This window comes from Mycobacterium haemophilum DSM 44634 (genome assembly GCF_000340435.2).
Lineage (GTDB): Bacteria > Actinomycetota > Actinomycetes > Mycobacteriales > Mycobacteriaceae > Mycobacterium > Mycobacterium haemophilum.
Genome location: NZ_CP011883.2, coordinates 1,060,417 through 1,080,383, shown reverse-complemented (window position 1 = coordinate 1,080,383; position 19,967 = coordinate 1,060,417). Strand labels below are relative to the sequence as shown.

The window sequence follows — 19,967 nt, the reverse complement described above, 5'->3', positions numbered from 1 at the left end:
ACGGCTAGCTGATCACGGCAATCAAGTCGCCGGCCTGAATCACATCGCCCACCGACACGCTCACCTTGCTGACGGTGCCGGCAACTTCAGCCAGGACGGGGATCTCCATCTTCATCGACTCCAGCAGAACCACGACGTCACCCTTGCCGATGTGGTCTCCCTCGCTGACAACGACTTCGAGCACGCTGGCCACGATCTCGGCGCGAACATCCTCGGCCATCTTCACCCCACTCGTTTCGGCCACTGGCGCATGCTGGCTGCTGGTATCTCAAGCTTGATCAGGCTCATGTATATCGAACCATAAGACGAGTCGCGACCGCGGCGCGCGGGCTAGTGGCGCCCCGTGAGACACTAAACAACAACGTGACGGGTGCCGAGCGCCCGGAATCGATGCAACGACGGAGGTTTCCCATGGCCAAGCGAGGCCGCAAAAAGCGCGACCGCAAGTACAGCAAAGCCAACCACGGCAAACGACCCAATTCCTGACCGCGGTCTCAGGAACTGGGAATCACCGCTAGCGCGACCGCTACGGCATACCACGGATGATCGTGGTTTTGCGGATCTCGAGCTTGAGGCGTTCCCGTAAGCCTTCGGGAGCCTTCTCGCCTTTGCACTTCATCGCGATCAACGCTTTGATCCGCTCTTCCAGCCCGTAATGCTTCAGGCATCCGGGGCATGCCTCCAGATGCCGGCGCAGCCTCTCACGAATCTCGGCGGTGCATTCACCGTCAAGCAGGGTCCATATCTCGGCGATCACTTCCGCGCAGCCGACGCTGCCATGAGAATCGCTGTCCTCGACGCCGGGGCCGTCTGGGCCGGAAAACTCGCTCATGACGACACCTCCTCGGGCGCCTGCGGGCCGCGGATGAAGCCCCGCTCCTTGGCCACCTCGGACAACAGACCGCGCAGCTGACGTCTGCCGCGATGAAGCCGCGACATCACGGTCCCAATCGGCGTATCCATAATCTCGGCGATCTCCTTGTAGGGGAAACCCTCAACGTCGGCGTAGTAGACCGCCATCCGGAACTCTTCCGGCAATGCCTGCAGCGCTTCCTTGATCTCAGTGTCCGGCAGCGCCTCAAGAGCTTCGACCTCAGCCGAGCGCAGCCCGACTGAGGAATGCTCGGCGTTCGACGCCAATTGCCAGTCGGTGATCTCGTCGGTCGGATACTCCGCAGGTTGGCGCTGCTTCTTGCGGTAGCTGTTGATATACGTGTTGGTCAGGATCCGGTATAGCCACGCCTTGAGGTTCGTACCCGCGCTGAACGAGCGAAATCCCGAGTAGGCCTTCACCATCGTCTCCTGGAGTAGGTCCTCGGCATCGGCGGGGTTGCGCGTCATGCGCAGTGCACCGCCATAAAGCTGATCCAGCAAGGGAATCGCCTCGCGCTCGAAACGCGCCGTCAGCTCTTCGTCGGTCTCCTCTGGCGGCCCAGGCTGCAGAACCTCCGACCCGCTCGCGCCGTCTCGGCCATCTTCGAAGTCGGCCATCTCGATTAACCCGGTCCCTTCGTTTGCGGTGACACCGGACAGCGCCGGCAGCCACACCGGACTCGCAAAGAAGCGATTCAACTGCTCCCCGCCCAACAGGCTCATCGCAGTTGACACCAAACTCCTCCTCCTAATCTAAAGGCTGGGACCGACAGTGTCTTCGTGGGTCCGCTGCTGTCTGTGCCTAGCAGATTCAGCTGCAGAAACCGCATCAGTCAACAGCGCTAGCCACCACGCTATTTCCAGGTCCCGCAATCTAGCCATATCGACGACGGCGTTAGTCTGAGCCATGTCCCTCACCGGCAAGACCATGTTCATCTCGGGCGCTAGTCGCGGTATCGGCCTGGCGATCGCCAAACGGGCCGCGCGCGACGGCGCCAATATTGCGCTGATCGCCAAGACCGCTGAGCCGCACCCTAAGCTGCCCGGCACGGTCTTCACCGCGGCCAAGGAGCTCGAAGACGCGGGCGGCCAGGCACTACCGATCGTCGGGGACATCCGCGACCCGGATTCCGTCACCTCCGCGGTGGCCAAGACCGTCGAGCAGTTCGGCGGCATCGATATCTGCGTCAACAACGCGTCGGCGATCAACCTGGGGTCCATCACCGAGGTGCCGATGAAGCGTTTTGACCTGATGAACGGCATCCAGGTGCGCGGCACATACGCGGTGTCGCAAGCCTGTATCCCGCACATGGCGGGCCGCCAGAACCCGCACATCCTGACGTTGTCGCCGCCGGTACTGCTCGACAAGAAGTGGCTGACGCCGACGGCCTACATGATGGCCAAGTTTGGCATGACACTGTGCGCACTCGGGATCGCCGAGGAGATGCGTGACGCCGGCATCGCGTCGAACACGTTGTGGCCGCGCACGCTGGTGGCCACCGCCGCGGTGCAGAACCTGCTCGGCGGCGACGAGGCGATGGCGCGGGCCCGCAAGCCCGAGGTGTACGCCGATGCGGCCTACACGATCTTCAACAAGCCGGCCCGTGAGTACACCGGCAACTCCGTGCTGTGCGAGGACGTGCTGGTGGAATCCGGCGTCACCGACTTGTCGGTCTACGACTGCGTACCGGGTGGACAACTCGGCGTCGACCTGTGGGTGGACGAGGTCAACCCGCCGGGCTACACCCAGCCCTAAACAGGTGAGCGCGGCGAGGTGTTCAAAACACTGCGCACTGAGCACACTAAACTCCGGCAATTTGAGTCATTTAACTCTATGACGGCCGTCGCATCACTGTGATGATAGCGGTCAAGTGCTGACCGCCAGCGCCGGCGAGACCAGCAGTACCGGCCAACGGTATTTGACCATCCCCTGGCAATTTGCTCGGCTTTTTTAATGAGGAATGAAGTCGGCATGCTCATTTCGACCGTAGACCCCGCGGAGTTGAGGCAAGCGGCCGATGCGCTGTACAACCTCGCTACCGACTTACACGCTGGCGGGGTCGATGCCATCGAGCCGATGGCTTGCAGAAGATTACTTGATGACCGAGGACACCAACACCACAGACCTGGACTGATCTAGCTGCAGGCAAGACCAGCACAGCACACATCGACACCCGGCAACAGCGGTCGTGGCGAGCCGATAAGGAACAAGAAATGAAAAGGTACGTTGATTACACAGAGGAATAGCCCGTGGCTAACGTCCAGGGTGAACAACGAAAGCTCTGTGATTACACACAGGAATCGCCGGAGGCTAACTTCCATGCGTTGGCGGACGGTCCAGGTACTTACGCCATGCAGGACAGCGCCGCGGAGTGGCGGGCATTGTCCCAATGCCTGATCGAAGCAGCTCGCATCATTGCTCGCGTTCTGGCGAAGCTCGAAGTGGGGTGGCAGGGTGAAGCGGCGCAACGGCTGGTCACGACGGTCAAACCGTTTATGAGTTGGCTGAGCCGCGCCTCAGGGATTGCCAACGACACCGCCGACCGAATCCTCACGGTCAAGGCGGCCTATGAGACTGCGCTTAACGCGATGACGCCCCTGCACGAGCTCCAGAGGCTCGCCAACGAGAAAGCGAAATTGGTTGGTGACAATTTCGGCGGCATAAACGCTGCGGCGATCGCGGAAAACGAGACCACGTACCAGGGCCACAAGATCAAAAACGGCACGGCAAGGCTAGACTACGTACGCACCGCGAGGGAAACGACGGAGCAAGCGTACCTATTTCCGGACGCGCCGACGATCATCAGCTATATCCGCCGTTATTGACGCTGACCGAGCGACGATTCGTCAGTGGCGCAACAGGTTCAGGTCGCGGCCAGCTCTGGGACAAAGAAGCGATGCAGCGGTAGACCTGGCCGCCGTAATCACCACCGAGGTGACTGAGCAGAGTTTGGTGGCCCGCCGTAACCGTCGCCGCCGAGCGTGGCGCGAGCAGGGGCAATCGGGCCTAAACCAATCTCGCCTGGAAGTCGGCAAGGATTTCCCGGATGGCGTGCCGGGCGCTGGCCGCTAAAAACGGGTTCGTGTCTTGATAATACGGCAGCGCGATCAAGGCGATCGCAAGTGCCCTGCCCCGGCCGCGGGCCCAGCTGTCGTCATCGGCGTGGACAGCGGTGCGGAACTGCTCACGGGCGGGCGCGGACAGTGTGTTCCACGCGACGATCAGGTCGACGCTGGGGTCGCCCACGCCCATCAGGCCGAAATCGATGACGCCGGTCAAGCGTCCTCGCGCAGTCAGGATGTTGAATCGAGACAAGTCGCCGTGGAACCACATCGCGGGCCCCGGGTACGGGGGAACCCGCAGGGCTTCCGCCCACGCCGCAGTTGCCGCGCCGGTGTCGATAAGCCCGTCCAGGGCCACCAGCGCGGCACGCACCTCCTCGTCCATCTCCGCCAGCGGCGCACCCCGACGCGCGGTCGGACCGTCCGTGGGGTCAATTGCTCTGAGAATGGTGATGAAGCAAGCCAGGTCCCGGGCGAGTGGGCCTGGTTCAGCGAGCTCGCCGACCGTCGGGTTCTCACCTGGAACCCACCGACAAACCGACCACGGCCACCCGAACTCGTCAGTTGCCGTACCCCGCCCGACCGGAACAGGGCTATCGACCGAAAGCTGCGCAGCGATCCACGGCAGCCACCGTTGCTCGGATTGCAGGCTCTCGACGGCCCAGTGAATGCGCGGGATGCGCACCGCCATGTCCTCGCCCAACCGGTACATGGCGTTGTCGGTGCCCGCAGAGCGGACCCGTGCGACGGGCAGATGCGCCCACCGCGGAAACTGCATACAGAGCAGACGTCGCACCAGGTGCTCGTCGATGTGCACCTCATCGGCATGCATTTTGCCGCCCCCGAGCGCATCATCCTCGGTCCCCGGGCTGCTCCACAGCACGCGCTCGTAACGATCGAAAACGGTTCCGCTCTGCTCGCGGATCTGCCGCACGAAGGCGAAGCCGGCCCGCAGCGCAACCTTGGCCGACGCCGCGTTCTCTGGCTCCACTTTGACCACCGCTTCGGTCGCACCGTGTTCGGTCGCGTACCGGCACACCAGGTCGACCGCACGGGTGGCCAGTCCGTGCCCCCGCCAAGCGGGATAGAGCCCGTACGCGACGTTAACCTGCCCGCTACCCAGCCCCTCGCCCTCAAACCGCAGATCAACCGTTCCGACCAGGGTCGCTCCGGCTCTAATGCGGATGCCGAAGGACCGCAGCGGCCCATCGGTTACCCACTGCTCGCGGCAATGCCGGATGTACGCTTCGACGTCTCGCCGCGTAGCGGGCCCACCAGTAAGCCAACGCACCAGCCGGTCGTCCTCGCCGGCCAGCTGCGCCTCAACATCGTCGAGGCGCAACGGCGACAGGGTGACAGTGCCATCTGATAGTTCTTTGTCGCACACCCGGCGATTGTCGCGGTGCAGCCGTCCGCGAACAATCCAATATTTGCCGGTCCGCTTCGGCGTGACCCCTCACACGGCGGCGCCGACTGATGAGCAACGTCGCAATTGTTGTCGCACAAGCAATGTCGACCGCGAGACAACGCCGTCGGCTCGACCACCGATGACCCAGCAGTGGGCCGCCGAGGTGACGTCTGTCCGAGCTGAGGTGACAAACAGCTGCTCGCCACCGGCGTCCATCACCTAGCTTTTCGCCGACCCGCTGACGCTAGCGATGCAAACTCGCGGATTGATCAATCGATGAATTTATGACATGAGTCACATTACGGTGTGTCTTGCTTACCCGATTGCCACACACGCAACACCATGCACATTGCCGGGACCTCGAGCGGTCGGCCGTCGACGACGCAAAGGTCTTGACCCGATACCCGGGGTACCCACCCGCCGGGTCCACCGGGCCATCGGCGGCCGACCCCGCGGCGAAAGCAGAGCGCGCGACACAACCACGCCCACCGGCTGCCGGCAGACGGCCACCGCGGCGTCTGGCCCTGCCAAACCGAGCCAAACCGAAGAGTCCCACCGCATCGCGGTAACCCGCGGACAACGCCCGCCACGATATGTGGGAACCGAAGATGCCCCGCCCGCATCAACGGCATACCGGGGCGCGACAAGCGCACACGTCCTATGCGACGATCGGACTGGGCTTACGGAGTTGGCTTATACCAGCAAGCCGCGACAAGCACCAGTCAGGCCAGGCAACGGGCGTGTCTGCGAACTCGGTGCCATTGCAGTAGGCTCTGCAGCCGACCATTGACCAGGAGCAATAGCCAATGACTACGTTTAGAGAACGGCGCACCATGTTCGACGCCGCCGTCGCCAGCTACCAGTCCGGAGACAAGGCCAGCGCTGGGGCCGCTTTCGCTCGTCTCACCGTTGAGAACCCCGACATGTCCGACAGCTGGTTGGGGCGCCTGGCCTGTGGCGATCATGATCTCGACACATTGGCCGGAGCCCACCAGCACTCGGAAGCGTTGTACTCCGAAACCCGCCGCGTCGGGCTCAAAGACGGTGATCTGCGCGCCGAGATCGCTGCGCCGATGTATCTGACGTTGACGACGTGGTCGCGGGCCACGATCGGGCTTGCATACGCCAGCGGACTGATTACCGCAGCCCGTTACGAGGAAGCGTCAGTAGCTCTCGATGACCCGGTCGTCACCGAGGACGATGACGCGGCCCTAGCCCGCCAGTTCGTCATGGCAACGCTGTTCCACCAGACTCGCTCCTGGTCTAACGTTTTGAAGGTTGCTGAGGTGCCGCCGCCGAGCAGCGACACCGATGATGGTCGTGAGCTGAGCGACGCCGTGGCGGCGCTCGCCTCAACCGCCGCAGCGAACTTGGGCCAGTTCCAGTTCGCGTTGGAGCTCACCGAAAAAGTCTCGACCACCAACCCTCAGGTGGCCGCCGACGTGGCGCTCACCAGGGCGTGGTGTCTGCGAGAACTGGGCGACGATGACGCGGCCAGGGCCGCACTCACCGCTGCGCCCGTCAGCGATGTCCCGACGGCACCCGTGGCCGAGCCGGCTAGCCGCCCGCAACCGACCACGTTTCGGCATCCCTACGACGACGGACGTGATCTCCTGGTGGCTCGCCGGCGTCCTGCAGCCGGGGAGGGTTGGCGCAAGTTCGTGACCAAGGCGACTTTAGGGCGGGTAAATCCGGAACCAAGCGCCAAGGCCGAGCAGACCAATGAGTTGAATCGCCGTATCTGCGCTCCATTGTCCGATGTCCACAAGGTAGCGTTCGTCTCCGCCAAGGGCGGTGTAGGTAAGACCACGATCACGGTGGCGCTGGGCAATGCCATGGCCCGGCTGCGCGGCGATCGGGTGATCGCCGTCGATGTCGATGCCGATCTGGGGGATCTTTCGGCACGATTCAGTGAGCGCGGTGGGCCGCAGACCAACATCGAACATTTCGTGTCAGCACGGAATGCCAAACGCTACGCGGATGTGCGTGTACACACCGTGATGAACAACGACCGGCTAGAAATGCTTGGTGCCCAGAATGATCCGCGGTCCACATACCGGCTTGGTCCTGATGACTACGAGACCGCGATGAAGATGCTGGACAATCACTGCAACGTGATATTGCTTGACTGCGGCACACCGGTCAATGGGCCATTGTTTAGCAAGATCGTCAGCAGTGTCACTGGCCTGGTTGTGGTGGCATCCGACGACGTGCGCGGTGTCGAAGGGGCGTTAGCCACCCTGGACTGGCTGGATGCACATGCGCCTGCCAGGTTGCTTCAGCACACGGTGGTAGTTCTCAACGCCATTCGGAAAACCAAGCCCTTTGTGGATTTCGGAATCGTCGAAAACCAATTCAGGAAGCGGGTCCCGGACTTCTATCGGATACCCTATGACCCGCATCTGGCCACCGGTTTGGCCGTGGAGTACACCTCCCTCAAACGAAAGACACGGGACGCGCTGATGGAATTGGTTGGGGGTGTGGCACAACACTATCCGGTCATCCGAGCACAGCCGCGCGACGAGGACGGTTTGGGAACCTGGATCGAAACGATACGTCAGGTGGAGACGACGGCTCGTTGATCGTGACAACGTGCTGCCGCGGACTCGCCGGGCGTACCCGATAACGGGCTAGCAACCGGAAAGCCAACGGCAAGGAACACCTCAGTTGCCGCGTTTCCTCGCCGAAGTGGCGCGCGTGCTGAGCCCGGGAGGACATTTCCTGTACGCCGATTTCCGACCCCGCGGCCGTATCGCCGAATGGAAGGCGGCGCTGGCCGACGCCCCGATGCGGATGCTTTCGCAAAGGGTGATCAATGCGGAGGTTATGCGCGGGATCAAGATGGAAAATTCCTGGCCGGGGTTGCACTATCCTGACCGCATTGCCTTCGAGGACCCTCCGGAACCTGCAAAGCGGGAAGATCTCCTACGAGATGTGCTGCTTCGTCAAGGCGTGAGGCGGCGAACCTGCCCAGCGCCGCCCATGCACCCGCCCCGCCCACGAATTCAGGAGTCTCCTATCGGCCTGAGTCGGCTCGTCGCGGGGTCACGCCTTGAGTCGGCCGCGAACCTGCAAGGCCGTGATGACGTCCATGATGCCGATCACGATCAGCCAGCAGCCGGCGACCAGAGTCAAGATCGCAATCGAATTGAGCGGCGAGATGATCATTACCCCGCCGCCGATCACGATGATCAGGCCGGAGAGCGCCTGCCAACCGCGTGCAGGCATATGGTCGAAAGACAGCGCCGCAGCAAGGATGGTCATGCCGCGGAACAGCCAGCCGATGCCGATCCACAGGGCCAACAGCATGATCGACTCGAGTTTGTCGCGGAAGCAAAAGAATCCCAACACCAGCGATACGATGCCGCCAATGAATGCCAGCACCCTCATGGCGGCGCCGGCGTGCGTGCCGAAAGCGGCAAACACATACCCAATTCCGGAAAACACCAAGTAGATGCCAAACAGGACACCCGCTACCACCAGTGTCTTGCCTGGCCAGGCCAGCACTATGACGCCGAGTGCCACTGCCAGGACACCAATGAGCAGTAGCAACTGCCACGCGTTGCGAGCAAGCTGGTGCAATGGACCTTCGAAAATGGTTTTTTCGGTGGTTGTCATTCCAATATCATTAGCCAAAATCGATGTAGAGGAAATGTCCGCAGAGACACAATTCAGCATCGCGCACAGTCGTCGCGAACAGCGCCGGCTGGCATGAGTACTGCATTGGTGGTGGGTGGCGGGCCCAACGGGCTTGCCGCGGCCATCTCCCTGGCCAAGGCGGGCCTGCAGGTCACCGTGCTCGAGGCTGCCGACGAGGTCGGCGGCGGCGCTCGCAGCAGCGAAGCCATCGTTCCAGGGCTGCTGCACGACCACTGCTCGGCGATCCACCCAATGGCCGTCGGCTCGCCGTTCCTGAGCAGCTTCGAACTGCACCGATACGGCCTCACCTGGCGTTGGCCGGAGATCGATTGTGTCCACCCCCTCGACGACGGCAACGCTGGGGTGCTGCACCGCTCGGTAGCGCAGACGGCGGCCAGTCTCGGCCGCGACGGATCCCGGTGGCGACTCGTATTCGGCTATCCGGCAGCCCAGTTCGACGCACTGTCCGAGGACATTATGCGGCCGCTGCTGCGGTTCCCGCACCATCCGCTGATGCTGGCCAGGTTTGGTGCACCCACCGTGCTTCCCGCGTCGACGTTCGCCCGGCTGTTTCGCACCGAACAGGGGCGGGCGTTGTTCGGTGGTGTTGCGGCCCATGCCTTTCGGCCGCTGCACTACCCGATGACCTGCGCTATCGGAATTGGCATCATCACGGCGGGTCACCGGCACGGCTGGGCAGTAGCCGAAGGTGGATCACAAGCGATTACCAACGCGATGCTGGCGCTGCTAAGCGACCTGGGCGGCCAGATCGAGACTGGTGTTCGGGTCCAGACAGCGGCACAGCTGCCGCCAGCCGACGTCACCATGTTCGATTTGGCACCGAGTGCAGTCGCCGCGATCCTGGCGGACCGCCTTCCCCGCCGAATCTCGCGCGCGTACACCAAGTTCCGGCGTGGTCCCGGCGCATTCAAAGTCGACTTCGCCGTCGAGGGCGGCGTGCCCTGGACCAACCCGGACGCCCACCGGGCTGGCACGGTACACCTGGCCGGTAGCTACTCTGAACTTGCCGCAACCGAGCGCGAGATCCACGCCGGACGCATGCCCGAGCGGCCGTTCGTGCTCGTTGGACAGCAGTATTTGGCCGATCCGCAACGCTCGGTGGGCAACGTTCACCCGGTATGGAGTTATGCGCACGTCCCGAATGGCTATACCGGTGACGCAACCGCGGCGATCATTGCCCAGATCGAGCGGTTCGCGCCCGGTTTTCGAGAACGCATTATCGGCTGTACAGTCCGCACAACGACGCAGCTAGCAACCGACAACGATAACTATGTTGGCGGCGATATCATGACCGGCGCCAAAGACATTCGGCAGCTGGTATTCGGGCCGCGAATCACGCTGTCGCCGTACGCTGTTGGGGCACCGGGCATGTACATCTGCTCAGCGGCTACCCCACCGGGACCCGGAGCCCATGGAATGTGCGGCGCCAACGCCGCCCAAGCCGCGCTGAACGACCTGGCACGGCACGCATAACGCCACTGCGAAACCAGCGAGGCCGCTTTCCTCGGCAGCATCACACTAGCCAGACACCAAGTCCAACCTTCGCGACGGTGCGGCTGCAGCCGCGAGCCACCAACGGACCAGCTCCCGCCCGGCTGGTATCGCGATGCAGTTCAGCGCAGCAACAAGCTCGGTAAGCAACTGCGCTTCACGCAGGTGTCATGGTGAAGTCAGTAAAGTCGAAGCCAGGTACGACGACACAGCTAACGAGGGTGGGTTCGTCGTCGCGTGGTTGGGCACGTTGCCAACAGCCAGGCGGAACCAGCAGTTGCGGGCGTTGCCCGGCATGGACATCGGCACCCATCACATGTGTTGTGGCAGTGCACTGTCTGTCCCCTACTTCCAACAGGAGTGGGCTGCCACGGTGGAAGAACCATAGCTCAGCGCTGCGCACTATATGCCACGCGGACTGTTGACCTGGCATCAGCAGGAACAGAATGGCTGTGCCGGCACTGCGTGGACCAGCGTATTCAGCGGGCAGGGCCGATTGGCTGATTTCTAATTCGCTGCGCCATGTTTCTCTAAACCAGCCACCCTCGGGGTGAGGAGATAGCTGCAGGCATTGAGCCCAGTCGGGCAATTCAGTCACTGTAATGTAGGGCTTCTTCCACATACCGTGAATGTAGATCGATTCTGCTCCAAGAGATTCCGACGAATGGATGATTAGCAGGAGGAATCGTTCTCCTCCGACGAGATGACGCAAACGGGTCGCGTCGGACTCGACGCTATTGGATCACAGCACTGGCAGCAGATGCCGCAAGATGGCAGCCGAACCAACGGCAACGTGGTCAACGAACGCCGCGAAGTCGAACCGAGAGTCGCAACCGGCAAGGTCGGACAGGCAACGGATGTTAAGCCAAGGTATACCGAAGGATTCGCCGACTTGAGCCAGTGCACCGCCTTCCATTTCGATCGCCAACCCTCCGAGTTCGCGTTGCAGCGAGTCGCGGGTGACTTCGCACTGCAGGTACTGATCGCCGCTGAGGATGGTGCCGTAAGCCATTCGTGATGGCTGGCTGTGGCCACCAGCAACACGTGACAATAACGGCATGGCGAAATCTTTTAAGCGGTGTCTGACGCGGCCCATCAAGTCAAGGTCGACCGAATACCCCAGCCGCTCAGTCGGATTAATGAAAGGGACATGTCCAGCTTGGTAGACACCTAACCGCTGACTTTCGATCAGCCCGGCGTCATGCTGTATTACGCGGTCAGCGATCACGACGTCACCGATACGCAGCTTTGGGTCCAGCCCGCCGGCAACACCGGTAAAAACAATTGCGTGGCAACCAAACCGGTCGGCCAGCAGCGTGGCGGCCAACGCCGTGTTGACTTTGCCGATACCCCCTCCAGCGACCACTACCCGATGTCCGTCGAGCTCACCAATATCGAAGCTGACCTGGGCCACCCGTTGGCTTTGAACGCGGCAAAGCGCACGACGCAGATGCGCGAGCTCCTGAGGAATCGCGCAGATAAGCCCGGTCGTCATGGGCCAACTATGCGGGGTTGCGCGTCGGCGAGCATGGCGTCCTAGTTGATTGGGAGTTGAAACTCTAACTCGTACATCGTGTCAGAGCGACGAATGCAGTCACTCCCCCATTCAGCCCATCTGAGATACGAATTGTGCTCCCCCGGTTGCAGTAAAACTGCTGGCTGCCACGTCAACTCAAGTCTGAGGCTGGTTGTGGTTACCACGATGACAACACTGGTCGCGCCGTCGCTGAGCATCAGGTCCCTGCAGCGCCCGGGCAGAAAAACGAGTTCCGCACGTACACCATCGGAGTTTCCCGTGACGACGCCCAGCCCCGCCCAGGCGACCAAGCGGGATGACGATGCTGGCAAGTTGAAGGAAGCCAATCACGACTGGGTTGATTGCGGATGCGGCGCAGACCCCTTGTAAGCCCATCAGTTTGACGACAGCCAGTAACAAACGGCAGGCTGCAGCAGAAACTTCCGTGGTGCGCCCAGCGCGGTGGGCCAATGGCCCTTATGCCACCGGGTGTGTTGCTGCAGCCAGCAAGATTCGAGTGCGGAAGTGACTGCTGGTCCCGCCGAGCGGGAACACCGCACCGACGGTGGCGAGAACCGGCTCTGTTGCAGACATGGCAAGAATAGTAATGAACATTCCGTTCCCACACCTGCAGCCGTTGGGCATAGCCGTATGTTAGGTAGAGAATGAGCAGCACAGATGTCGAGCAGGTGCGCAGCAAGCACCGGTTGCGCTCCCTGCGAGCTGGGTCCGCGCTTCGCGTCGGCGTCGTGATCATCATGATCGGCGCGATGCTAATAGCACCCGACCCGACTCGATGGCCTGAGCAAGCCGTGTTGCTTGGCGTCTACGCATGCGTCGCGATGTGCGCGTTGATAGTGGCGTTTTCTACCGCGAGTCATTCGTTTGCTGGCGAAAGTTCACTATTGATCCTCGCATTAGTTGACGTCGCGGCGGTGTTCGGCTTCAAGCTGCTGTCAGCGGGCGGCTACATCCCGCTGATGGTGATGGCGCTACTGCCGCGCATGGTGGCCGTCGATATGTCATGGCAACGAGCCGCCGCCGTGCTGGCCTGCACGTTCGGAGTCTTCAGCGCATCGGTGCTTCAAGATCCGGTGATCGCCCGGCGCCTCGGCGTGGCCGAAACGGCACTAATACTGCTGATGTACGGATTTGTCTGCTGCACAGCCCTATTGGTGGTGCTTTTCCGGCTACGACATGTCGACGAAATGGCCAAACTCACCACCTCGCGCGAGGAGTTGCTTGCACAAACCATGACTGCCTCGGAAGCGGAGCGCCGGCAGATCTCAGAATCGATCCATGACGGACCCCTGCAGGATGTGCTGGCGGCCCGTCGCGACATCGTCGACTTCCTCAAAACGTCCCCGGCTGCGGCCCTCGAGTGTGCGTTGGCCAGCCTCGAGGACGCTTCCCGGCTACTCCGTGAGGCAACCTTCGAGCTACACCCGGCAGTCCTCGACCACGTTGGATTGGCCGCCGCGGTACAAAAGCTAGCCGCCGTCACCGCGGACCGCTCCGGCATGGCCATCACAACCGACGTTGATTACTCGGAGTCGAATGCTGTCGACCCGATCCTCTTCGGGGTGATTCGCGAGTTGCTGTCCAACGTCGCCCGTCATTCGCACGCCAGCACGGCCTCGGTCGTACTGACAGTCATCGATGGCAAGGCTTGTGTCGACGTGACAGACAACGGGATTGGCATCACCCCTGACGTCGCGGCGCGCCACCTCGCAGAGGGACACATCGGTCTGGCTTCGCATCGAGCACGAGTGGAAGCCGCCGGCGGCACGATGAGCGTCATCGATGAACCTGTCGGGGCACACATACGCGTGGAGCTGCCGCTGCGGCGCTGACCGACACGTCGACGCCTCATCGCCTCGGCGACGGCGGCTCCGCCGCGCGAATGATCCGGGCACGGCAGAGTGTGCAGCGATGCCAGGAGGCCTCGATCAGCTGCCTCCGTCATTTGGTGGAGACAGATTCATCCGTGGCTCTAGCCAGTCAACCGATGGGAATTGCCCTATCGCGGCGGCACCGTGGTCGTGTGGATCCGATCACACCAACTGTAAGTACCGCTAACTCCGTTGCGTTCGCTCGTCTTATCGACGATGCGCTGCCGGTTGCGAGCCGAGTCGATGACATCGGCAGCGTCCCGCGCGGGCAACCCTCCTATCGCCATGATGCTCACCTTGATCGGAGCCAGTCTCAATCGAAGAAGGTTCCCCGACATGTGGCTGCCGACTGCGCAGCCTTCATTGGGTTATGCAGAGCTACAAGGTTTTTCGGCGTGACCGCACACCAGCCTCATGGTCGGCATCCACCTGATTCATCAAGGAGAATTCCGTGTCCTTCGTGACGACGACACCAGAAACGCTGACCAGAGCGGCCGGCGACTTGCAAGGCATCGGCTCTGCGATCAGTGCCCAGAACGCCACAGCGGCCGCCTCGACGACCGGGCTTATTCCCGCCGCAGCTGATGAGGTATCGGCATTGACCGCAGCGCAATTCGTCGCGCATGCCGCGATGTACCAGGCGATCAGCGCCCAGGCCGCGGCGATTCATGAACTGCTGGTGGCGACCCTGAGAGCCAGCGCCGGCTGGTACTCGGCCACCGAGGCCGCGAATACGATCGCGGCCAGCAGCTAACGGCCAGCGGAGCAGCTCATGGATTTCGCAGCGTTACCTCCGGAAATCAACTCCGCCAGAATGTATGTGGGTCCCGGGTCAGGACCGCTGGTGGCGGCCGCGGCAGCCTGGGAGGAATTGGCCGCCGAATTGGACTCGGCGGCAGCCGCCTACGTCGCTGTGACCGCTGCGCTGACCGGCGGGCCGTGGCAGGGCCCCGCGTCGATATCGATGAGGTCCGTAGTCAGCGCCTATGCGGCGTGGATGAGCAGCACCGCTGCCCAGGCTGCGCAGGCGGGCGTCCAGGCCAAGGCCGCCGCGGCCGCGTTTGAGGCGGCTTTCGCGATGACGGTGCCCCCGCCGGTGATCGCGGCCAACCGTGTTTTGTTGGTGTCGCTGATTGCGACCAATGTCCTCGGTCAGAACACCCGCGCGATCGCAGCCACCGAGGCACACTACGCCGAGATGTGGGCGCAGGATGTCACCGCTATGTACGGTTACGCCGGTGTTTCGACCACTGCAGCGAGATTGATACCGTTCACCCCGCCGCCGCGGACCGCCAGCCCCGCTGGGCTAGCCGGACGGGCGGCCGCCGGGTCGACCGGAACCCATACACAGGCGATCATGTCGAAGGGCTCGCGGGTGATGTCCGTGGTACCCCAGGCGCTGCAGCGGCTTGCGTCACCCAATCCGCTTCGATGGACGATAGGGGAGCTTCTGCAACTCGAGGTCGACATGACGACATTCGTCGCCGTGACTTCATCGGTTGTGGGCACGTGCATGGCGTCTATCAGTACTGTGGCCGGGCTGATACCCCCCAGCGCACCGGCGTTGGGGTCGGCGGTGGGGGGCCTTAGTTCTGGGGCGGGTGCGCCGTGGTCGGCGGCCGTGGGCGCCGGGGCTGGCGCAGTGTCGGCGGGCTTGGGGAAGGCCGCTGCTCTGGGGACGCTGTCGGTGCCGCCAAGCTGGGCTGCAGCGGCTCCGGCGATGAGCCGCGACGTGGGATTGCCAGCTACCCTGGGTGCCGTCCCGATGGCTGGGCTAGCGGGGCCGGCAGGCATGACCGGGATGCCGATGGCAACGGGCGCCAGTCGGGGCGGTCAGAGCGACGCGACCCCGCGATACGGGTTCCGCCCTACCGTGATGGCACGCCCCATGGCGGCCGGATAACCGGTCATAGCGAGTGTTGATGGGCGACAAGATAAGCGAGATATGTGCTTTGTTCCGCGCATTGGAGCCCGTCAGCTAACTGTGAGCAGTGGTGGTCGAATCGCCCCACCAAATTCCGTCGACGCTGACGGCTCAATCAAACGTCTACTTGACCATCCCCTGGCAAATTGCCGGGGTTTTGGAGGAAGAGTTGGCATGCCTTTTCTAGTCACAGCCCCCGAGATGTTGACGCGAGCGGCCGAGGGGGTGCACACCCTTGTTGATCGGACGGTTGAGATCAATGACGAGGCGGCCCCGGTGCTGAACGCTGTCTTGCCCCCGGCTGCCGACGCGGTATCAACCAAGGCGGCGGCGTACCTGGCGATGCACGCGACGCAGTATGAGGAGACCATCGTTGCGGCCACCGAGATTCTGTTGCGGTTTATCAAGGCCTTGTCGAGCAGCGCCGCTGCGTATTCAACCGCCGAGATCGACAACGGCAATACCTTCGGCTCTCGTTGACGGCGCTACCAGCCCAGCAGCAGTCGTTACCAGACGGAAGGAACAACGAACACAGAGATGCATTACAATTTTCAAGCAATACCACCAGAAGTTAACTCCGCCAACATCTTTGGCGGTCCGGGTCCTGACTCGATGTATGCCGCCGCCAACAAGTGGGCGAAACTGGCAGATCAGATGGCTTACGCACCTGGGTTGTTCGGGGAAGTCCTCTCGTTGCTGAACGAGAAGTGGTCAGGCCCGGCTGCGATGCAAATGGCTCAGGCGGCCGCTCCGTATCGGGCGTGGCTGATTACCCTCATCAGGCAAATCACCGAGACCGCCGCGGTGGCTTTTCGCATCATGGATGCCTATGCCGCTGCGTGTAAGGCGGCGGTGGATCCAGATGATATCGACTATAACCGCGAGCAGCGGATGGCGCTGATCGCGTCCCAACGGTTCGGGGAATACGCCGAGGCGATCGCCCAGCTCGACGCGGAATATCTGAAGTTCTGGGCCGAGGACGCCATGACGATGGAGACCTATGCAGCCGAAGTGTTGGATGCGTTGTCGGAGTTGACTCCGTGGCAGCAACCGCCGGAGATCACCAACGAGGCCGAGTTGGTCTAGACGTCGCCACACCCGAGCATGCCAGCAATGGCGGCGGCCTCGATGGAGCCCACTGAGCCCACTGAGCCCACGGTGCAGCCGAATTAGGCGTTCGCACCGCTAACGTGCCGAACGGCATTGTACAACAACACTTCTCTGCTTCGCAGATGCAAAACAGCTAAGTCAATCGGTGGAGGCACGCTCATCACGCGGCGTCACTGATCGGTGGATGTTGCTCGGACAGCCCCGAGTTCAGGCTGTTGGTGTCGATATGCACCTCGCTATATCGATGACCAACACCAGTTCGCATTTGAGGAGGTTCTGTTATGAGTCAATCCGCACCAGCGCGGCACCGCTACGCCAGTGTTCCGCAGTATCCTGCCGACGAGATCATTGTGATCTCGGATTGGCAGCACGAGCTGCTGTACGGCACTGCGTAACTGACGCGCCAAAGGCGAGGAGCGGTCCACGCGGCCGCTCCTCGCCGGCATGCCAACCGACATGACCCAGACGCAGAGTAACTACGCCGAATTCAGCTAACCGCGGTGAGTACCGCGGCACTGCCAGAAGTGATTCCAGATGGAAGAACAGGAACGTCAATGAGTGGAGACAATCTCCTCACCCCATTACGCCAATCGGTGGATGTTGCGCAAGTACGTCGACCTGCAGACTGGTGCTGTCAATCTGCGACGTGGCTTACCGATGAGCCACAACCAATTCCGGAGTTAAGGAGATCCTGTTATGAAACAATCCGCATCAAAGCAGCACCGTGCCTGCCCGTATGCCTGTCCTGCGGACGAGATCATTGTGATCTCGGATTGGCAGCTCGCGTTGTGGTACGGGAACGCTGAGTAACCAGCGCACAGGCCAGGGGCGGTCCATTCGCCGCTCCTCGCCTCGCCGGAATTCGGAACTCACATGACCCAAATGCACAGCAGTACCCGCTATCCCAGCGCACATCGCAGCCGTCATGCCGACCAGTTCGGTGACACCGTGATCCCTGACCCGTATCGGTGGCTGGAGGACGACGACAGCCCACACTGCCTGCGGTGGCTAGACGAACAGACTGAACTTCTTGAGGCGTCAGCGGTGTCGTTGTCGCTGCGTGGATTTTTTGGTGATGTGGTAGCCGAGTTGACAGCTGCCGGTTCGGTTATGAGCCCGGTCACCTCGACGCCGGTGGTGCGGGGGCCGCGACGGTTTTTCCTGCGCCGCCGTTCGGGTCAAGAACTGCCCATTCTCATGATGGCAGCGGGCTCGGGTCCGGATCGGGTGTTGCTCGATCCGGCCGCAATCGATCCTTGTGGCCTGACCACGTTAGACGCATGGCACCCCTCGTGGAGCGGTCGGCTGGTGGCCGCGCAGTTGTCGCGCGCCGGCAACGAGCGGCCCGAGTTGCGGGTGCTCGACGTGGACACCGGCGACCCAGTCGGTCGACCGGTTCACCCCGGCCGTCAGACGCCGGTCGCGTGGCTGCCCGACGATTCCGGCTACTACTACGTACACGACTCGGGGTCCGAGGGCCTTGGCCAGGTCCGGGTACACCGTCTCGACGACCAGACCACGCCCGATGCGGTGGTGTTCCAGACCCCGCTACGCCAGTTGGCGGTGACGGTCAGCGGCGATAAGCGGTGGCTGGTGATTAGCGCGATGGCTGGCGGTCAGGCCGGCAACAGGATTTACTTAGCCGACTTGGCCGACGGGAACAGCCGCGCCCCACGGCTGCTGAAGGTATACGACGGCACCGTGGATGGCAGTCAGGCACTGCTCAAAGTTGGACCACGAAATCTGATGTATGCGATCACCACCCGGGATGCACCGGCTGGCCGAGTCTGCCTCGTCGATCCGGATCGCCCCACCCGCGATGCGTGGCGCACCGTGGTCACCCTGCCGCCGCGGCACGTGCTCACTGGATGCACCGCACTGGTCGAACCCCGCCGCGGACAGCTGCGTTTCTTGGTCAGCAGCAGCGGATCCGGGGAACCGCGGCTGGTGCTGTACGACGTGCACGGGCAGCCCCTCTACGATGCGCCAACACCGGGGTCAGGTCCGGGAACACTGACCAACTTGACCAGTGCCCCAGGTGATTCCGGACAAGCCTGGTTTCTCTACACCGACTTCATGACCCCCGCGGCGGTGTATCGGTTCGACCTTGCGGATCGACGCGTCCACCGTGACGATGCGGGTGATGTCCCGTCGCCCGCCGGCCCGGCCGTCACGGTGCATCGGGTGAGCTACCCCGCCGACGACGGCACCCGCATACCGATTTATCTGATCGTGCCCACCGGGATCACTGATGGACCGCGCCCGACAATCCTGTCCGCTTACGGTGGCTTCGGAGTGTCGGCCGCCGCCGCCTACAGTCCCTCGGTGCTGGCCTGGGTCAAGGCGGGCGGAATCTATGCCATCGCCGGGATTCGCGGTGGGGGAGAACACGGCAGCCAGTGGCATGCCGCGGGGCGCGGCACCAACAAACCAAAAGCCTTCAGCGACTTCGCCGCCGCCGCCCGATGGCTGCACCGCAACGGCTTGACCACCCCCCGCCAGCTGGCCATCCGCGGCACCTCCCACAGCGGACTCACCGTCGCCGTCGCACTCACCCGCGACCCGCACCTTTACGCGGCCGCGGTCTGCTCTAGCCCACTCACCGACATGATCCGATATCCACGACTTGGAGCCGGAGCCTTATGGACAGCAGAATTCGGCGATCCCACCAACACCGAAGACCGCAACGTGCTGCTGCGCTACTCGCCCTACCACAACGTCAGACCCGGCGCCGCCTTCCCGGCCGTCTTGCTAACCAGCCCCCGCCGCGACGCCCGCGTCGGCGCCGGGCACGCCCGCAAACTCACCGCCGCGCTGCAACACGCCACCAGCTCGACCAACCCGATCCTGCTGCGCACCGAAGATCATGTGGGCCACGGCCCGCGCGCCGCCTCAAGGCTGATCAACATAGACGCCGATACCCTGGCTTTTTGTGCCGCACATACCGGGCTCACAGCACCCGACACCGCCGAAAAGCCCAGTGACCGCACCGGGCTCGAGCATGGGCCAAACCGGGGGACGTGAGGTTCG

The 19,967-nt window shown here is 62.7% G+C and carries 19 protein-coding genes; 11 read left to right on the top strand and 8 right to left on the bottom strand.

Features of this window, described 5'->3' with window-relative positions; genetic code table 11:
- Positions 1-4 precede the first annotated feature (4 nt).
- Positions 5-220, bottom strand: a complete 216-nt coding sequence (locus B586_RS05155) for a biotin/lipoyl-binding carrier protein (protein ID WP_047313487.1) — start codon at positions 218-220, stop codon at positions 5-7.
- 191 nt (positions 221-411) lie between these two features.
- Here B586_RS05155 and B586_RS22675 point away from each other — a divergent pair, with 191 nt between their 5' ends.
- Positions 412-486, top strand: coding sequence for a 50S ribosomal protein bL37 (locus B586_RS22675; protein ID WP_003416889.1), 75 nt, complete (start codon positions 412-414; stop codon positions 484-486).
- A 40-nt stretch (positions 487-526) separates the two neighbouring features.
- On the opposite strand, the gene rsrA is transcribed toward B586_RS22675, so the two are convergent.
- Together rsrA and B586_RS05145 are read right to left on the bottom strand one after the other, a co-directional pair.
- Complete coding sequence (gene rsrA / locus B586_RS05150; protein ID WP_054880516.1) at positions 527-832, bottom strand: mycothiol system anti-sigma-R factor; 306 nt, start codon at positions 830-832, stop codon at positions 527-529.
- A complete protein-coding gene (locus B586_RS05145) occupies positions 829-1,491 on the bottom strand; it encodes a sigma-70 family RNA polymerase sigma factor (RefSeq protein ID WP_168162574.1) in 663 nt (220 codons plus the stop codon). The genes rsrA and B586_RS05145 overlap by 4 nt, the downstream gene beginning before the upstream one ends.
- A 289-nt stretch (positions 1,492-1,780) precedes the next feature.
- On the opposite strand from B586_RS05145, the gene B586_RS05140 reads away from it, so the two are divergent.
- Positions 1,781-2,629 carry an SDR family oxidoreductase gene (locus tag B586_RS05140; protein ID WP_054880518.1) on the top strand — a complete coding sequence of 283 codons (849 nt, stop codon included), beginning with the start codon at positions 1,781-1,783 and terminating at the stop codon, positions 2,627-2,629.
- 494 nt (positions 2,630-3,123) lie between these two features.
- On the top strand, positions 3,124-3,699 hold the full coding sequence (locus B586_RS05130; RefSeq protein WP_054880520.1) for a PPE family protein: 576 nt from the start codon (positions 3,124-3,126) through the stop codon (positions 3,697-3,699).
- 181 nt (positions 3,700-3,880) lie between these two features.
- Here the strand turns inward: B586_RS05130 and B586_RS05125 are convergent, their stop codons facing one another.
- Positions 3,881-5,323: a GNAT family N-acetyltransferase gene (locus B586_RS05125; RefSeq protein ID WP_047313295.1), complete on the bottom strand. Its 1,443-nt coding sequence runs from the start codon at positions 5,321-5,323 to the stop codon at positions 3,881-3,883.
- Positions 5,324-6,150: 827 nt separating this feature from the next.
- Here B586_RS05125 and B586_RS05120 point away from each other — a divergent pair.
- Entirely contained in the window at positions 6,151-7,926 is a 1,776-nt protein-coding gene (locus tag B586_RS05120; protein ID WP_054880521.1) for a nucleotide-binding protein, read from the top strand.
- A 463-nt stretch (positions 7,927-8,389) separates the two neighbouring features.
- On the opposite strand, the gene B586_RS05115 is transcribed toward B586_RS05120, so the two are convergent.
- Positions 8,390-8,962, bottom strand: a complete 573-nt coding sequence (locus B586_RS05115) for an HdeD family acid-resistance protein (protein ID WP_054880522.1) — start codon at positions 8,960-8,962, stop codon at positions 8,390-8,392.
- 93 nt (positions 8,963-9,055) lie between these two features.
- Between B586_RS05115 and B586_RS05110 the strand changes: the two genes are divergently transcribed.
- Positions 9,056-10,477, top strand: coding sequence for a phytoene desaturase family protein (locus B586_RS05110; protein WP_054880523.1), 1,422 nt, complete (start codon positions 9,056-9,058; stop codon positions 10,475-10,477).
- Positions 10,478-10,652: 175 nt separating this feature from the next.
- On the opposite strand, the gene B586_RS19875 is transcribed toward B586_RS05110, so the two are convergent.
- Together B586_RS19875 and B586_RS05105 are read right to left on the bottom strand one after the other, a co-directional pair.
- Positions 10,653-11,093: a cupin domain-containing protein gene (locus B586_RS19875; protein WP_047317060.1), complete on the bottom strand. Its 441-nt coding sequence runs from the start codon at positions 11,091-11,093 to the stop codon at positions 10,653-10,655.
- A gap of 144 nt (positions 11,094-11,237) precedes the next feature.
- Positions 11,238-11,990, bottom strand: a complete 753-nt coding sequence (locus tag B586_RS05105; RefSeq protein WP_047313299.1) for a 5'-methylthioadenosine/adenosylhomocysteine nucleosidase — start codon at positions 11,988-11,990, stop codon at positions 11,238-11,240.
- 686 nt (positions 11,991-12,676) lie between these two features.
- Here B586_RS05105 and B586_RS05095 point away from each other — a divergent pair.
- The gene (locus tag B586_RS05095) at positions 12,677-13,864 is read left to right on the top strand and encodes a sensor histidine kinase (RefSeq protein WP_054880525.1); all 1,188 of its coding nucleotides are present in this window, start codon (positions 12,677-12,679) and stop codon (positions 13,862-13,864) included.
- 167 nt (positions 13,865-14,031) lie between these two features.
- Here the strand turns inward: B586_RS05095 and B586_RS05090 are convergent, their stop codons facing one another.
- Positions 14,032-14,190 (bottom strand): hypothetical protein, encoded by a 159-nt coding sequence (locus B586_RS05090; RefSeq protein ID WP_156166224.1) that lies wholly within the window; start codon positions 14,188-14,190, stop codon positions 14,032-14,034.
- Between the two features lie 164 nt (positions 14,191-14,354).
- Between B586_RS05090 and B586_RS05085 the strand changes: the two genes are divergently transcribed.
- The 5 genes from B586_RS05085 to B586_RS05065 all read left to right on the top strand — a co-directional run bounded on the left by B586_RS05085 (position 14,355) and on the right by B586_RS05065 (position 19,961).
- The gene (locus tag B586_RS05085; protein ID WP_047313303.1) at positions 14,355-14,657 is read left to right on the top strand and encodes a PE family protein; all 303 of its coding nucleotides are present in this window, start codon (positions 14,355-14,357) and stop codon (positions 14,655-14,657) included.
- A gap of 18 nt (positions 14,658-14,675) precedes the next feature.
- Entirely contained in the window at positions 14,676-15,806 is a 1,131-nt protein-coding gene (locus B586_RS05080) for a PPE family protein (protein ID WP_054880526.1), read from the top strand.
- Between the two features lie 195 nt (positions 15,807-16,001).
- Entirely contained in the window at positions 16,002-16,307 is a 306-nt protein-coding gene (locus B586_RS19870; protein WP_168162506.1) for a PE family protein, read from the top strand.
- Between the two features lie 57 nt (positions 16,308-16,364).
- A complete protein-coding gene (locus B586_RS05070) occupies positions 16,365-16,913 on the top strand; it encodes a PPE family protein (protein ID WP_054880528.1) in 549 nt (182 codons plus the stop codon).
- A gap of 897 nt (positions 16,914-17,810) precedes the next feature.
- Positions 17,811-19,961: a prolyl oligopeptidase family serine peptidase gene (locus B586_RS05065; RefSeq protein ID WP_054880529.1), complete on the top strand. Its 2,151-nt coding sequence runs from the start codon at positions 17,811-17,813 to the stop codon at positions 19,959-19,961.
- The last annotated feature ends 6 nt before the right edge of the window (positions 19,962-19,967 follow it).

Coding starts and splice junctions, on each gene's coding strand:
- B586_RS05155 (WP_047313487.1), bottom strand. CDS start 220: ATGGCCGAGGATGTTCGCGCCGAGATCGTGGCCAGCGTGCTCGAAGTC.
- B586_RS05120 (WP_054880521.1), top strand. CDS start 6,151: ATGACTACGTTTAGAGAACGGCGCACCATGTTCGACGCCGCCGTCGCC.
- B586_RS05110 (WP_054880523.1), top strand. CDS start 9,056: ATGAGTACTGCATTGGTGGTGGGTGGCGGGCCCAACGGGCTTGCCGCG.
- B586_RS05080 (WP_054880526.1), top strand. CDS start 14,676: ATGGATTTCGCAGCGTTACCTCCGGAAATCAACTCCGCCAGAATGTAT.
- B586_RS05090 (WP_156166224.1), bottom strand. CDS start 14,190: ATGGCGATAGGAGGGTTGCCCGCGCGGGACGCTGCCGATGTCATCGAC.
- rsrA (WP_054880516.1), bottom strand. CDS start 832: ATGAGCGAGTTTTCCGGCCCAGACGGCCCCGGCGTCGAGGACAGCGAT.
- B586_RS19870 (WP_168162506.1), top strand. CDS start 16,002: ATGCCTTTTCTAGTCACAGCCCCCGAGATGTTGACGCGAGCGGCCGAG.
- B586_RS05140 (WP_054880518.1), top strand. CDS start 1,781: ATGTCCCTCACCGGCAAGACCATGTTCATCTCGGGCGCTAGTCGCGGT.
- B586_RS05095 (WP_054880525.1), top strand. CDS start 12,677: ATGAGCAGCACAGATGTCGAGCAGGTGCGCAGCAAGCACCGGTTGCGC.
- B586_RS05070 (WP_054880528.1), top strand. CDS start 16,365: ATGCATTACAATTTTCAAGCAATACCACCAGAAGTTAACTCCGCCAAC.
- B586_RS05145 (WP_168162574.1), bottom strand. CDS start 1,491: ATGGCCGACTTCGAAGATGGCCGAGACGGCGCGAGCGGGTCGGAGGTT.
- B586_RS05065 (WP_054880529.1), top strand. CDS start 17,811: ATGACCCAAATGCACAGCAGTACCCGCTATCCCAGCGCACATCGCAGC.
- B586_RS05105 (WP_047313299.1), bottom strand. CDS start 11,990: ATGACGACCGGGCTTATCTGCGCGATTCCTCAGGAGCTCGCGCATCTG.
- B586_RS05115 (WP_054880522.1), bottom strand. CDS start 8,962: ATGACAACCACCGAAAAAACCATTTTCGAAGGTCCATTGCACCAGCTT.